This is a genomic window from Haliea alexandrii (assembly GCF_003719295.1).
GTDB lineage: Bacteria > Pseudomonadota > Gammaproteobacteria > Pseudomonadales > Halieaceae > Haliea > Haliea alexandrii.
Map to the genome: position 1 here is coordinate 133,432 of NZ_RFLW01000004.1, position 13,999 is coordinate 147,430.

The 13,999-nt window shown below is 57.8% G+C and carries 12 protein-coding genes; 5 read left to right on the forward strand and 7 right to left on the reverse strand.

The features are described 5' to 3' along the window. Positions 1 to 237: 237 nt before the first annotated feature. Entirely contained in the window at positions 238 to 2,166 is a 1,929-nt protein-coding gene (locus tag EGJ68_RS15380) for a triple tyrosine motif-containing protein (protein ID WP_123035450.1), read from the forward strand. Here the strand turns inward: EGJ68_RS15380 and EGJ68_RS15385 are convergent. Further along, complete coding sequence (locus EGJ68_RS15385; protein ID WP_233248857.1) at positions 2,154 to 2,930, reverse strand: enoyl-CoA hydratase/isomerase family protein; 777 nt, start codon at positions 2,928 to 2,930, stop codon at positions 2,154 to 2,156. The two genes, EGJ68_RS15380 and EGJ68_RS15385, sit on opposite strands and share 13 nt — an antisense overlap. A gap of 97 nt (positions 2,931 to 3,027) precedes the next feature. On the opposite strand from EGJ68_RS15385, the gene EGJ68_RS15390 reads away from it, so the two are divergent. From EGJ68_RS15390 to EGJ68_RS15405, 4 genes are all read left to right on the forward strand, one after another. Then, positions 3,028 to 3,618, forward strand: a complete 591-nt coding sequence (locus tag EGJ68_RS15390) for a DNA-3-methyladenine glycosylase I (protein ID WP_123035588.1) — start codon at positions 3,028 to 3,030, stop codon at positions 3,616 to 3,618. After that, entirely contained in the window at positions 3,618 to 4,991 is a 1,374-nt protein-coding gene (locus tag EGJ68_RS15395) for an MATE family efflux transporter (protein ID WP_123035451.1), read from the forward strand. Before EGJ68_RS15390 ends, EGJ68_RS15395 begins: the two co-directional genes overlap by 1 nt. Before the next feature lie 85 nt (positions 4,992 to 5,076). Further along, entirely contained in the window at positions 5,077 to 6,396 is a 1,320-nt protein-coding gene (locus EGJ68_RS15400; protein ID WP_123035452.1) for a TetR/AcrR family transcriptional regulator, read from the forward strand. After that, a complete protein-coding gene (locus EGJ68_RS15405; RefSeq protein WP_123035453.1) occupies positions 6,393 to 7,268 on the forward strand; it encodes an acyl-CoA thioesterase in 876 nt (291 codons plus the stop codon). The genes EGJ68_RS15400 and EGJ68_RS15405 overlap by 4 nt, the downstream gene beginning before the upstream one ends. Here EGJ68_RS15405 and EGJ68_RS15410 read toward each other — a convergent pair. Genes EGJ68_RS15410 through EGJ68_RS15435 form a run of 6 tightly spaced genes read right to left on the reverse strand, consistent with a single transcriptional unit; the run spans position 7,255 to position 13,961 of the window. After that, positions 7,255 to 7,962 (reverse strand): histidine phosphatase family protein, encoded by a 708-nt coding sequence (locus EGJ68_RS15410; RefSeq protein WP_123035454.1) that lies wholly within the window; start codon positions 7,960 to 7,962, stop codon positions 7,255 to 7,257. The genes EGJ68_RS15405 and EGJ68_RS15410 overlap by 14 nt on opposite strands. Continuing rightward, the gene (aceK, locus tag EGJ68_RS15415; protein ID WP_123035455.1) at positions 7,962 to 9,713 is read right to left on the reverse strand and encodes a bifunctional isocitrate dehydrogenase kinase/phosphatase; all 1,752 of its coding nucleotides are present in this window, start codon (positions 9,711 to 9,713) and stop codon (positions 7,962 to 7,964) included. The genes EGJ68_RS15410 and aceK overlap by 1 nt, the downstream gene beginning before the upstream one ends. A 17-nt stretch (positions 9,714 to 9,730) precedes the next feature. Further along, positions 9,731 to 10,522, reverse strand: coding sequence for an SDR family oxidoreductase (locus tag EGJ68_RS15420; protein ID WP_123035456.1), 792 nt, complete (start codon positions 10,520 to 10,522; stop codon positions 9,731 to 9,733). After that, positions 10,522 to 11,562, reverse strand: a complete 1,041-nt coding sequence (locus EGJ68_RS15425; protein ID WP_123035457.1) for an LLM class F420-dependent oxidoreductase — start codon at positions 11,560 to 11,562, stop codon at positions 10,522 to 10,524. Before EGJ68_RS15425 ends, EGJ68_RS15420 begins: the two co-directional genes overlap by 1 nt. Positions 11,563 to 11,615: 53 nt before the next feature. Beyond that, positions 11,616 to 12,755, reverse strand: coding sequence for an acyl-CoA dehydrogenase family protein (locus tag EGJ68_RS15430; protein ID WP_123035458.1), 1,140 nt, complete (start codon positions 12,753 to 12,755; stop codon positions 11,616 to 11,618). A gap of 27 nt (positions 12,756 to 12,782) precedes the next feature. Beyond that, positions 12,783 to 13,961 (reverse strand): acyl-CoA dehydrogenase family protein, encoded by a 1,179-nt coding sequence (locus EGJ68_RS15435; RefSeq protein WP_123035459.1) that lies wholly within the window; start codon positions 13,959 to 13,961, stop codon positions 12,783 to 12,785. Positions 13,962 to 13,999: the final 38 nt, after the last annotated feature.

Below are 13,999 nucleotides of genomic sequence, written 5' to 3' on the forward strand. Positions count from 1 at the left end.
AGCGCGTATTGGATTGGCACTTACAAAGGGATTTTTCGACTTGTACAAACTCCCTTCCAAATTTTTGATTCAAGCAAAAGTCCGCTACTGCAATCGATAGTCGGGTTTGCGAGGGCAGAGAACGATGACATTCTAATAGCTTCCTATCACGGTCTCGCGCTATTAAAGTCCGAAAGCGATCAGATTGTCTCGATTGATCAAGATCGGGGGGAGACTGGCTATTTTCGGGAGGGAATTATGACCCTCTATCAACGCAATGAAACCATATATCTGGGGTATCGAAACCTCGGCTTTGAAATTTTGCAAGTTGCAACACCTCGCGCTCAACGCTGGGATCTATCTAATATCAACGGGCTTCGCTCTAATTCAATAAGCAGCTTTCTTAAAACCAACGAAGGTGAACTCCTTCTTGGCACCTATGGTCAAGGTATCCCGAAAATGGATGTTAGAGGACGTGCTGCGAGGCACCTAGCAGCCGCGAGCGGGAGTTCTGGAGAGAATCAGATACTCTTCATGTTTCAATCAAGTGATGGAACTATTTGGGTGGGCACGGAGGCCGGGTTGAGAACACTAGATCTTGTAGACAACGAGCTTGTCAGCGTGAATTATTCGAACGAATCCTCCGACCTGGCTGAGCATCCAATCATATGGACCGCGAACGAGACGGACCATTTTGTCTGGTTCGGCTCAATGCATGACGGCTTATTCAAGCACGAAAAATCTCCTCACGAATTCACGGACAATAGAGCTATAGTTAACCAAGATTTCTCTGAAATCTCATATGCCGAAAAGGCAGTTTATTCTATTGAGAGCGGCATCGGAGAGGAAATTTGGTTTTCCACAAACCAAGGTATTGCACGTCGCACAAGTAATGGGAAGGTCGTTCAATACGGTGAGGAAGATGGGATAGATGGCATAGGCTTTGAACTGAACAGTTCATTTCAAGACGCTTTTGGATATTTGTACTTTGGCGGTGTAAACGGCTTTTACAAATTTCATCCTCATGATATTGGCGAAGGTCCATCCGCCGCCACCATATTCCTGAATGACATAGTAATTGGCGGACGGAGAATTCATACTGATCGGCATCATGCGCTAAGTCAATCCATAACCCTCGGCCACAAAGATCGCTTCCTGAACCTCGAGTTCAGCACTAGAGACCTTACCGACCCCGGATCTACCCGATACCGTCATAAGCTAGAGGGCTTTGACGACGACTGGGTGGATGTCGGGAATCGCGGCTCTGCAACATACACCAACCTCCCGGCGGGGGACTATGTGTTTAGAGCGCAAGCACTCAATGCGTCGGGCATTTGGAATCTATCTGGTATATCGCTCGATATTGAAGTCAAGCCGGCTCCGTGGCGGACCTGGTGGGCCTATACACTCTATGCATTGTTTCTCCTGGGAATTGCCTATTTGTTCCTTCGGATCTATCGCGAGCATATGCTGAAGAAGCAGGCGCTGGAGCAGGCCCGGGAGATGCAGCGGGTGGCGGATCACTTCGCCGATGAATTGCTCGACCAAATGGATATCCAGCGAGTACTTACGGACTCCATTCATCGCTACAACAAAGAATTATTGGCGTGGGCGAACACCTGCATCCAGCGCAGCGCCCAGTACGCTCAGGGCGATATGGAAGCTCTTCGAAGCGGCACGGACTACCGACTGCAAGTACTGGACCTGGTGCAGGATGCGCTTTACTACCGCGGCGAGGAACTCTACCTCGACCCCAGTGCTTTCGTCGGGCGGCTTTTCAGTTCAGCAGCCATCCGATATCCGGATCTGAATCAGCGGTTGATTGCGGTAAACGACGCCACCAGTGAACTGTTGCCCGCGACGCAGGCTATACCACTGGCGATCATCATCGGAGAGCTATTCGAGAATTCGATGAGCCATGGGTTTTCCCAATCCACAGGCGCCTGCTGCGTACGTGTTGTCGTCAGTATGCCGTCCATTAGGGAGGTCTACCTTGAGTATCACGACGATGGCGCAGGCATTCCTGAAGGGCTAAGTTTCGAAGCTGCGGAATTCGCCGGGTTTTCCATCGCTGCACTGGCGGCCAGCGCGGCAAACGGAACGCTGGAGATAAGCCCGGACAGGCAGACGATACACGGGTATTTTTCGCTTTCGGGAGAAAATAACGACCTGGATCAGCTGCCCTGAAACCGTGGCTCCCGCTTTTCCTGCCGCGCCGCGAAGCCCTCTTGCAAATCGGCTGACCGCAGGCACTCCATTGCCAGACCCTGCGCAAACTCGCGGTCGAGCTTGCCGGCGGCTGATTGCTGGATAATCTGCTTCATCGCCCTGACCGAGAGAGGGGCCAGGGCTGCAATATCACGTGCAAGCTGCTCTGCTGTGTCCTTCAGGGCCGCCGGCTGCACGAGATAGTCGAGAAAGCCGATCTCCAGCAGTGTTTGCGCCTGCATTTCCTCGGCGGCAAGCAGTATTCTTTTCGCCGCACTCACACCCAGCCGTTCAACAAAACGGTTGATGCCGCTGACGGGGTAGCACAAACCGATAGCGGCAGCGGGCACCCGCAACTTGCTGCCCGCAATACCAATCCTGAAGTCGCAGCTCAATGCCAACTCTACGCCGCCCCCATACACATTACCGCTTATGGCGCAGATCGTAGGAATGGCAAGTTCTGCGATGAGGTCGGTGGTTTCCTGGAAGGCATCGCCGGACAGATTGCCGCTGCCGAGCTGTTGTAGCGAGGCCCCAGCGCAGAAGGTCTTGTCGCCCTCCCCGGTTATGATCAGTACTCTCGCCTGCTCGTCATCCTGCAGGGTAACCAGGGATGCCTGTATAGCACTCAGCTGTTCCTGCCCGAGGGCATTGTGCTGGGCAGGATTATTCAGTGTCAGCCGGGCGATGTGGCCGGTGCACTCGAAACGTATGGAGTCGGTCATGGTAGTGGATTCTGTCATACCCGAGTGGGCTGCGCCAGATGGTGAAGGCCGCAGGTAGTAGACAGCCATCACTCGCGGTCTGATACTGAGTGTTTTCCGCAGGGACATGCAGAGCATGGGTACAATGAATCGCTGTGGTTGGTGCGGGTCAGACCCTCTCTATGTTGCTTACCACGACGAGGAATGGGGTGTGCCTGTGCGACACGACCCTACCCTGTTCGAGTTCCTCGTTCTGGAGGGTGCGCAGGCCGGGCTTTCCTGGATTACGGTACTGCGCAAGCGTCAGGGCTATCATGCGTCTTTTGCCGGACTGGACCCGAACAAGGTCGCCACCTTTTCAGACGCCGAGCTGGATAAAGCCCTGCTCAACCCCGGTATTGTGCGCAACCGACTCAAAGTCTATAGCGCGCGCAAGAACGCCCGAGCTTTTCTCGAAGTTCAGGCCTCAGCCGGTTCGTTCTCCAAGTACCTTTGGCAACACGTTGACAACAAACCCATTACCAACCAGTGGCACACCCTGGCAGAGGTACCGGCACGCACCACGCTGTCGGATACCATCAGCAAAGACTTGAAGAGGCGGGGTTTCAGCTTCGTGGGCTCGACAATTATCTACGCATACATGCAGGCCGTCGGCCTGGTGAATGACCACCTGGTCAGCTGTTTTCGCCATCAGGCGTGCGCCGAACCAGAACAAGGGCGCCCTTGATGCGTGAAACGGACACAACAGGTGAAGTGAGAGAGTCAAGCAGTGCCCGGGTGTGGCAGCTGGCCTGGCCGACCATCATCTCAAACCTGCTGTTCACCACGGTTGGCTTTCTGCACATCAAGATTGCCGCTGGCCTCGGCACTTCGGCGGTTGCCGCTGTCACCACGGGGCACCGCGTGTTTTTTCTGGTGCAGGCCATTCTCATGGGGCTGTCCGTGGCGACCACCGCAACGGTATCCCGGCATTGGGGGGCGAGGCAGGTTGCACAGGCAGAAATGGCAAGCTGGACAGCGCTGCTGCTCGCTCTACTGGTTGCCGGGCTGCTCTCTATCCCTGTGCTCACCGTCCCGACGGCCATCGCCGGCATTTTTGGCCTGGACAATGCAACCACGCTGCTGGCAGCAAGCTTCATCTTCTGGCTGGGGCTGTTCAACCTGTTTTCTGCCACGAACATGATGTTGTCGACCTCACTGCGGGCGACGGGCGATGTAATCACCCCGCTCTACTTCCTGGCATGTAGCACGACTATGAACGTGGCCTTTGGCTACGCCCTGGCGTTCGGCATGGGGCCCTTGCCTACCCTCGGCGTCGCCGGGGTGGCGCTCGGCGGGGGTATTGCGGGGGCGCTGGTGACCATTGCCTTTGTGCTCATGTGGTGGAAAGGGCGCTTCAACCTGCAGCCCGTGGGAGAGGCACGCTTCGACTGGGTTGCAGCGCGCAAACTGGTCCGCATCGCGCTGCCCGCAGTGACTGAGCAGGGGGTGGTACAGATTGCATTTCTCGCCTTCTTCGCCATTGTCGCCAACTACGGCACCAGTGCCTATGCTGCCTACGGTATAGGCATCAGCCTCGTCGCGTTCCCCATTGTCGTCGGGTTCGGTTTCGGCATCGCAACCGCTACCCTGGTGGGTCAACAACTCGGCGCCGGCCGCCCGGCTCAGGCCATGATCACGGGGTGGAGGTCGCTGCGCATGGCGTTGCTGGCGATGATTACACTTTCCGCCTGTATGGCATGGTACGCGCGCGACCTCGCGACGTTCATGATCGACGACGTCGAGGTGATTGACCTCACGGTGGGCTTCATTTACATCATCTGCCTCGCACAGCCCATGATGGCCATTGATTTCGCCCTCGCGGGCGCTCTCAGGGGCGCGGGGGACACCCGCTTTCCCTTGCTGGCAACGTTCATTGGCATCATTTTTGGCCGTCTGTTACCCGCCTGGCTCTGCGTACAACTGAACCTGTCGGTGTATTGGGTGTTCGCCGTCATGCTGCTGGATTATCTGCTCAAGTCCAGCTTGCTGTTGTGGCGCTACCGGTCCCGCAGGTGGCTAGACATCAACCCGACTCGGGACTCACCTCGCACACTATAGACAGCGACAAAAAAAATACTTAAAGTTTGAAATTGAGACTATTGAGTACGGAGAACGGCGGTCCCGTCCTCCGCAGAGGCGCTGCATGAGTACACTGAGTGACGGGCCACGCCAGGGGTCACCGTTCAATCGAACTGCCCAGCACGACGCCAAGCGCGCAGCCATACTGTCCCAGGCGGCGCAGCTGTTCAATTCCAAAGGGTCTCGAGCGACCACGCTGCGCGATATTGCGGAGTCGCTGGGCCTGACCAAAACCAGCCTCTACTACTATGTAAAAACCAAGGAAGAGCTGATTTTCCAGTGCTACCTCGCCACCCTGGATCATCACCTTCACTCGATGGCCGACATTGAGCGGCGCTTTGACAGCCCGCTGGAGCGGGCCCGGCAATTTTTTCTGCTGCAATTCGAAAACTGGCTGGCCGCACAGGAAAACAGGGGGCCTCACTACGCCGCCCTGCTGGAGATCGCCTCTCTGCAGGGTACCCAGCGCGAGGAAGTGGAAGCCCGCTACATCAGCATGTTCAAGCATCTGCGCGGCTACCTGAGTGACGGCATCACCGCCGGCGAAATAAGGCCCTGCGAGACGATTGCTGCAACGCGATCAATTCTCGGATCTTTGGACTGGATCTTTTTCTGGCTGCACAGCCTTCCACGGGATACCGTAGATCACGTCGCACTCGCCGCCTGGGATCTTCTCGCACACGGCCTGCACAGTGGTGACGATACGTACCGACCTGCGTCACTCGCCGTCAGCGTCACACCGGAGCCATACACGCAGGGCTTCGACCGGGAGGAGCAGAACCGGCTAAAGCAACAGGCGTTTTACAAAACCGGCACCTGGTTTTTCAACAAGAAGGGGTTCAATGGCACCTCACTGGATGAAATTGCCGAGCAGTTGAGCGTCTCCAAGGGCGCTTTTTACTACCATATCCGGAACAAGGAGGACCTGCTGTTCAACTGCTATACCTACTCACTCGACATCACGGAAGACATTCATGACCAGGCGGTGCAGATGCAGGGCAGTGGCCTGCACAAGATTGATCAGGTATGCCGACAGATTTTCCATGCCCAGAACTCGGAGCGCGGTCCGCTGATTCGCTACAGCACTATCACGGCTTTGCCCATGGTACGACGCAAGCAGGTTCTTGCGCGCACGGAAGCGGCAAACCAGCGCTTCGGTGACTTCATTCGCGAAGGTATCGAGGACGGCAGCATTCGCACCATCAAGCCGTTTATTGCACAGCAGTTAATCGCCGGCGCAATCAACGCGTCTATGGACATTAAACTGTGGCGACGGGTGGATGACCTGGACACTGTTGCAAAAGACTATTTCGATCTATTTTTCAATGGCCTCATACCGCGCCCGGATGAGGCACTACCCTCCGGAAAGAAGGCTGAAACGTGACAGACAAGCTGCAAAAGCTCCTCACCCTGCTCGAGGTCGAGCGAATTGACAAGTATCTGTTCATTGGCAACAGTCCGAGCTACCCGCCACGGGTATTCGGCGGCCAGGTGCTCGCACAGTCATTGAATGCAGCCAGCCGTACAGTCGATGCCGAGCGCTTCGCACACTCCATGCATGCTTACTTTCTGCGGCCGGGCAACCCCAAAAAACAGATTGTCTATGAGGTTGATCCGATACGGGACGGCGGCAGTTTCACCACACGGCGGGTGACGGCAAAACAGGACGGCGTACCTATTTTCAGTACGTCGGTATCGTTCCAGGCGCAGGAGGATGGTTTCAGTCACCAGTTCGAGATGCCGGACGTCACGCCACCGGAAGAGCTGGAAACCGACTTCGAGTTCTGGAGCCAGATGGCCAAGCAGCATCCGGATCGCTTTGCCGCACCCATGATGCAGGCACTTGAACGGCGTCCGGTAAAACGGCGAGACTACGTCAACCCGCAGCCCCAGGAGCCGGAGCAGTACACCTGGTTTCGCGTGTTGGATCCGGATCAGGTGATCGGGGATGACCCCGTCCGCCACCAGACCATTCTCACGTTTATTTCAGATTTCGCCCTGCTGGGCGCGGCCCTGCTGCCGCATCCGGTCACGGCCATGGACCCGCAGATGCAAACCGCGAGCCTGGACCACGCCCTGTGGATACACCGTCCGCTACGGGTGGACGACTACCTGCTGTACGCGATGGACAGTCCCAGCACACATGGGGGCCGGGGATTGAGCCGGGGAAGCTTCTACAACCGCCAGGGGGATCTGGTGGCCTCTACAGCGCAGGAATCCCTGCTGCGACGCAAGCGTCCGGTCAGCGATACGTAACGAGCTGCTCGCCCTGCTGCGTGCCCAGCACCTGCAGGAAGGAGCGGTCGTTGAAGTAGGACAGCGAAACCTTGTCACCGCTGTAGAACAGCTGGGTCACAGAGCAATTGAAGATCGGTTCATAGAACTTGTAGGCATGCTCGCCCGACAGTCCGAGCACCTGGCTGACAATGGTGGCTATCGTGCCGCCGGAGGTGAAAATACCGACTGTTTTGCCGGCGCCCTCGGCTGCCATCACATCGCGTAACGCTGCTGCAACTGAACCCGAGTAATCGGCCCAGCTTTGAATGCGCGGCTCATCGCAAGCCGGCGAGGTCCAGTGCGTGAAAACGGCCTCGATAACCTTCTGGTAATCTTTACTGGACTTCAGTCCCTTATCCACCAGCGCCTGAATAGACGGGTTCGCCTTGGCAACCACCGGCACCAGATAGCGGATCTGCTCGTCATTACGCACCTCGTCGAAGCGCGCATCAATGTGATGAGGTACATCGCCCGACTGGCTGGCCAGAGCCAGGGCGGTGGTTTCGCGCTGACGCAACAGTGCGCCGCTGTAGGCGGCATCCAGCTGAATGCCCTGGTCGCGCAGATAGTGCCCCAGCACCTCCGCCTGACGGCTGCCCAGTGTAGACAGTTTGTCGTAATCGTCGGCGCCGAAGGACGCCTGTCCGTGTCTGAATAAATACAGTGTGGCCATTATGCGTTGACTGCCTGTTGATCCGTGTTGCGGTTGAAGCGCAGTTTGCGCCGGTAGGGAAAGAAGTCCTCGACATGCCCATCGCGGATGCGCGCCTGCAACCCACGCCAGAAGCTCGCCTCGTAGATATCACTGTGCATGGCATCGAACACTTTGCGTGCGCGCTGGTTGCCGGAAAAGAACAGGCGAAACTCCTCGGGGAAAATATCATTGGGCCCCACGTTGTACCACGGCTGGCTGGCCAGCTCCTCGGCTTCACTGCGCGGCTCGGGAATCTCTCGAAAATTGCAGTCCATGAGCGGCACGATTTCGTCGTAGTCATAGAACACAACCCTGCCGTGACGGGTCACACCAAAATTCTTCAACAGCATGTCACCGGGAAATATGTTGGCCGCCGCAAGCTGCTTGATGGCATTACCGTACTCATCCATCACCGCGCCCACTTGTTCATCGCTGGCACTCTGCAGGTAAAGATTGAGTGGGGTCATGCGGCGCTCTACATACACGTGCCGAATAACCAGCGCTTTGCCATGTTCCTCGATCATTGATGGGGCCACTTTGTGCAGCTCGGCCATCAGCTCGTCGGAGAAGCGCTCGCGCGCGAACGCCAGATTGGTGAACTCCTGTGTGTCCGCCATGCGTCCGGCGCGGTCCCAGCGCTTTACCAGCCGGTACTTCTCCTTCACCTGCTCCCGTGTCATCTCTTTGGGCGGCGTGAACCTGTCCTTGATGATCTTGAACACGAAATCATATGAGGGCAGTGTGAACACGCTCATCACCATGCCCTTGATACCTGGCGCGATAATGAACTGGTCACTGGTTTTCTGCATGTGCCGGAACGCACAGCGGTAGTAATAAGTTTTGCCGTGCTTGTTATAGCCCATCGAGCTGTAGAGTTCGGAAATGGGCTTGGCCGGCATGAGCTGCTGCAGAAACAGGACATATTGCGAGGGAATGCTCGCATCCACCATGAAATAGGCGCGGGTGAAGCTGAAGACCACGCTCATTTTGTCGGCACCGAACAGGATGGTATCGACATACACCTCGCCGTTCCCCGAGTGCAGAATGGGGATCACAATCGGCATGGAATCAGGGCCGGAAACAATCCGCCCGACAATATATGCGCCCTTGTTGCGGAAGAAGTGGGGCTCCAGAGTCTGTAGCTCGACCCCCTCGCGCGAGAGGTTCAGGCGCTCCGAGAGACAACGGGTTATGGCATCTGCCAGGCTGTTTATGTCCCGCGTCAGGTCTTCCCACGGCAGGCTGAAACCATAGTCATCCAGCAGCCGGCGCAGCACACCCGCCAGGTCACCCTCGAACGGGTACGCCCTGTACACCTTACTCACATCCGGTGCCGGCATGTCGCCCTGGGGAGAAAACACGAACGCGTACTCGTCGCGAATCTTGCGGTGCTTGAATACGCCGCAATACACCGAATTGAAAAATGTTTCGGCAATTTCAAAGTTGTTGTGGCCGCGCACCAGGTCGGCGTAGACCACCCGAGCCTCCTGCCAGAACTGCAGGGCGTGCAGCTGTTCACCCGCAATCAGCTCAACGTACTCGAGCACCCGGGTGGTCGCCTCCTTGTAGAGATCGATGCGACGGATGGACGCGGCGTGCATACCCAGCCAGTCCTGCGCCTCGAAGCGCGAGCGCGCTGCCAGCGTGATGTTCTGGAACTCGGCGAAATAGGCTTCGAAGCCGTTGAGGATGGTGCGCGCAAAGCGCGCCTGCTGCTCTTTCCGTTGCATGGTGAGGCGCGGCCGCCTTAAAGGTTCGGGTTGCCGAAGCGGCGACGCAATTTACGCATGCCACCCAGCCAACGGTCGTAATCGGCGGCCTTGTGCGCCCGATAATCAGCAACCTGCGGATGCGGCAGTATCAGAAAGCGCTCTGCGGCCAGGCCCTGAACAACTGCCTCGGCGACTTCATCCGGCGTCAGGATACCGTCGACCCCCGCGGTGCCGCCCTCTTCCACACTGCCGATCATTTGGGTCGCAACCGCCTGTGGGCATAGCACGGACACCTTGATTCCGTCGTCACCGTGGGTAATTGCCAGCGCCTCGGCAAAACCAATGGCGGCGTGCTTGGTGGTTGAATAGGCCGCATCGCCCACCTGGTTGAGCAACCCCGCTGCGGAGGCCGTATTCAGCAGGTATCCCTCGCCGCGCGCCAGCATGCCCGGCAAGCAGGCGCGGGCCGCAAAAACATGGGACATGACGTGGATGTCCCACATCGCCTGCCAGGTTTCGTTGGGCGCCGAGGTGGCCCACCAGGGCTCCCCATCACCGGCGATAATGCCCGCATTGCTGCAGAACAGGTCGACTCGACCGTATTTCGCTTCCACCTCTGCGACCATCGATTGCAGCGCGGCTTCGTCACGCACATCGAGACCATAGGCGTCGCCATCGACCACGGCCGCAACTGCCTCGGCATCGGCCGGGTGCAAATCCGCCACCACCACTTTGCGGGCGCCCTCACGGTGAAAGCGCGCACAGAGGGCCTTGCCTATGCCGTTGCCACCGCCGGTGACAATAACAACGGCGCCCTCTACCACCACTACAGCAGTTCCTTGGCAAACAGCTCGAGAACCACCGGATCGTGTACACCCAGCAACATGGTGCCCACTTCGCCGCGTGCCGCTGCGGCTTTCCAGCTGCCGAGACGCTCGATGATGCGCTCACGCGGGCCGACCAGTGCCACTTCATCTAGCAGCTGGTCAGGCACCAGTGCCTCCGCTTCCGCCTTTTTGCCGCTGAGGTACAGATCCTGGATGCGCTCGGCCACCTCGCCATACCCTGCGCGGGTGGCGTAGTCGTTGTAGAAATTCTTGCCCTTGGCGCCCATGCCGCCAATATAAAGCGCAAGCCAGGGCCGCAGGGAATCGTAAGCCGCTTTCAGGTCATCGTTCAGCGCGACTGACACGAAAGGGGCGATATCAAAATCAGACAGGCTCTTGCCGTTTCCAGCGGTATCCAGGCCTTTCTGGATATGGTCACCCAGAATGCTGAATTTATCCGGGTCCATCCACACCGGAAACACGCCGTCCGCCACTTCACCCGCACAGCGCAGGCCGGCAGGTGTAATGGAGGCGGTGTAGATCGGGATATTCGGGTTACCTTCGAGAATCGACTTCAGGGGCTTACCCAAGCCGGTGGTACCAGCGCCGGTATTGGGCAGCTGATACATGTCGCCGTCGAACTCTACCGGCCCTTCACGGGCCATGATCTTCCGCATGATCTGGATGTATTCCCGCGTGCGGGTGACCGGCTTGCCGTAGGGCACACCGTGCCAACCCTCGACCACCTGTGGCCCGGATGCACCCAGACCAACGATGAAGCGACCACCAGAGAGTTGATCCAGGGACATGGCGGTCATGGCGCACATGGCAGGCGTTCTCGCCGGCATCTGCATGATGGCGGTACCCACGCGGATTTTGTCGGTCTGCGCCAGCACCCAGGCCGCTGCAGTCACCGCATCGTTGCCGTAGGCTTCTGCTGTCCATACGGAGTCGTAGCCCATGGATTCCGCCTGACGGATCAGGTCAATCGGGATGTTGATCTGTTTGCCGGAATAACCCAGCAGTATGCCCAATTTCATTGTTACTTCTCCCTGGTGATTATCATCGAACCGGCCACTGCTCTCGCCCGCACTCAGGCACTGTAGCGCAGTTCATTGAACTTTGCCTGATGGTAGTCACCATTGCCGAAGGTGGTGTTGATCATCATCAAACGCTTGGCGTAGTGGCCAATATCCAGTTCGTCGGTAATACCCATACCCCCATGCAGCTGGATCGCCTCGCCGAAAATCTTCCGGCCATTGCGGTCGACCAGGACTTGCAGGGCATGCACACAGGCGGTCACGTCGTCACCCGCGCCATCCAGCTCACACACGGCCCGGTACAGCAGCGACTTGACCTGTTCGTAGGCCATGAAGGTATCCACCATGCGATGTTGCAGCGCCTGGAAACTTCCGATTGCCACATCGAACTGCTTGCGCGTTTTGGTGTATTCCAGGGTCTTGGCGTTCAATTGCCCCATAATACCCAGCGCTTCTGCCGCGAGTGCCACATTGGCCTGTGTAATCACCGGACTCATGACCGCGTAGCCGTTATCCAGCTCACCCACAATATCCGCCACAGGCACCTGCACGTTGCTGAAAGTGATGTTGGCAACCACTTGCCCGTCCATCAGGCGGTAAGCCGTGCGCTCGACACCGGCCGCATCTGCGGGCACCAGTACCAGGGTTATGCCCGCTTCATCGCTCTGCTCGCCACTGCTGCGCGCCGCGACGATCAACTGATCCGCACTGGCACCGTTGAACACGACCACTTTTTCACCGTTCAGGACCAGCTGGTCGCCCTCGACGGTTGCGGTCGTCTTGATATCGGCCAGCTGATGGCGACTCTGCCGCTCCAGATAGGCAAACGCGCCCTGACAACCGCCCTCGATAATGCGCGGGATGATCTCGGCCTGCTGCTCTACACTGCCGCCACGCTGCAGGAGCCCGCCAAACAGCAGCACAGTTGCCAGGTAAGGTTCCAGCACAATGCCCTTGCCGAACTCCTCCATCATCACCATGGTATCCACCGGGCCGCCGCCAAAACCGCCGTGAGACTCGGCGAAAGGCACCGATAACCAGCCGAGTTCGGCAAAGGTCTGCCAGTTCTCGCGGCTCATGGCTTCATCAGTTGCTGCGATTTTACACCGGGTATCAAAATCGTAACTGTCCTGCACAAAGCGCGCCACGCTGTCCCGCAGCATGCCCTGTTCTTCAGTAAACTCGAAATTCATTGCTATATCCTCTCCAGCAGTGCGGGATTAAAGGCCGAGCACGGCCTTGGCGATGATGTTTTTCTGTACCTCGTTGGAACCGCCGTAAATCGTTGAAGCGCGACCATACATGTAGGTCTGGCGGGCCTGTGAGCCAAAGTCGTGGCCGAGCTGCTCCGCTGTCAGCTCATTGGGCAGTACCCCCTGGTAATAGGCGGCGACATCCATGCGCAGCTCCTGCACAGCCTGTTGCATCTCTGTTCCCTTGATCTTGAGCATGGAGGACTCGGCACCAGGCGCGCCACCGGCCGCCACCGTTGCCAGCACTCGCAGCTCAGTAAACTCCAGGGCCATCAGCTCGATTTCGATATCGGACAGACGCTTCTGAAACAGCGGATCGCTCAACAGGGATTTGCCACCGTTGACTTCCCGCTCGGCGAAGGCGCGCGTTTCCGCAAGGCTGCGCTTGCTGTCCGCCACACCGGCAATCGCGGTGCGCTCATGGGCCAGCAGGGCCTTGGCATAGGTCCAGCCCTTGTCCTGCTCGCCAATCAGGTTGGCGACCGGCACCCGCACCTCGTTGAATTCCACTTCGTTCAAGCTGTGGTGGTTGTCTATAGAGACGATCGGGTTGACCTTGATACCCGGCGACTTCATGTCGATCAACAGGAAGCTGATGCCATTCTGCTTCTTGCCTTCGCTGCTGGTGCGTACCAGGCAGAATATCCAGTCGGCATACTGAGCATAGCTGGTCCAGATCTTGGCGCCGGTGACCACATACTCGTCGCCCTCACGCACGGCGCGGGTTTTCAGTGACGCGAGGTCGGACCCCGCGCCGGGCTCGGAATAGCCTTGGCACCACCAGTCATCGCTCTGCAGGATGCCAGGAAGGAACCGCGCCTTCTGCTCTTCATTACCAAACGCATAGATAACGGGCCCCACCATATTGAGACCGAAGGGGATAACATCGCGAATGCCCGCGGTGCTGCGTTCGGTTTCAAAAATAAATTTCTGCGTGGCGTTCCAACCCGTGCCGCCGTATTCCTTCGGCCAGCCGGGGGCGATCCAACCCTGCTTGTAGAGGCGCTTCTGCCAGTCGATGACGGCGTCCTTGAACGTATCGAGGTTGTTCAAGCGCGCCTGCAGGTCGGCATCGTAGGCCTCTGCAAAAAATGCGCGCACTTCATCGCGAAACGCGAGATCTTCCGGAGCAAAACTTGTATCCACGTGGCTACCTCTCGATTGAATTGAACTGGCCCTGGGGC

Excerpts from the sequence above, each read along its gene's own strand:
- EGJ68_RS15390 (WP_123035588.1), top strand. The coding sequence starts at position 3,028 with ATGGGTACAATGAATCGCTGTGGTTGGTGCGGGTCAGACCCTCTCTAT.
- EGJ68_RS15425 (WP_123035457.1), bottom strand. The coding sequence starts at position 11,562 with ATGAAATTGGGCATACTGCTGGGTTATTCCGGCAAACAGATCAACATC.
- EGJ68_RS15385 (WP_233248857.1), bottom strand. The coding sequence starts at position 2,930 with ATGACAGAATCCACTACCATGACCGACTCCATACGTTTCGAGTGCACC.
- EGJ68_RS15400 (WP_123035452.1), top strand. The coding sequence starts at position 5,077 with ATGAGTACACTGAGTGACGGGCCACGCCAGGGGTCACCGTTCAATCGA.
- EGJ68_RS15410 (WP_123035454.1), bottom strand. The coding sequence starts at position 7,962 with ATGGCCACACTGTATTTATTCAGACACGGACAGGCGTCCTTCGGCGCC.
- EGJ68_RS15395 (WP_123035451.1), top strand. The coding sequence starts at position 3,618 with ATGCGTGAAACGGACACAACAGGTGAAGTGAGAGAGTCAAGCAGTGCC.
- aceK (WP_123035455.1), bottom strand. The coding sequence starts at position 9,713 with ATGCAACGGAAAGAGCAGCAGGCGCGCTTTGCGCGCACCATCCTCAAC.
- EGJ68_RS15380 (WP_123035450.1), top strand. The coding sequence starts at position 238 with ATGACCCTCTATCAACGCAATGAAACCATATATCTGGGGTATCGAAAC.
- EGJ68_RS15430 (WP_123035458.1), bottom strand. The coding sequence starts at position 12,755 with ATGAATTTCGAGTTTACTGAAGAACAGGGCATGCTGCGGGACAGCGTG.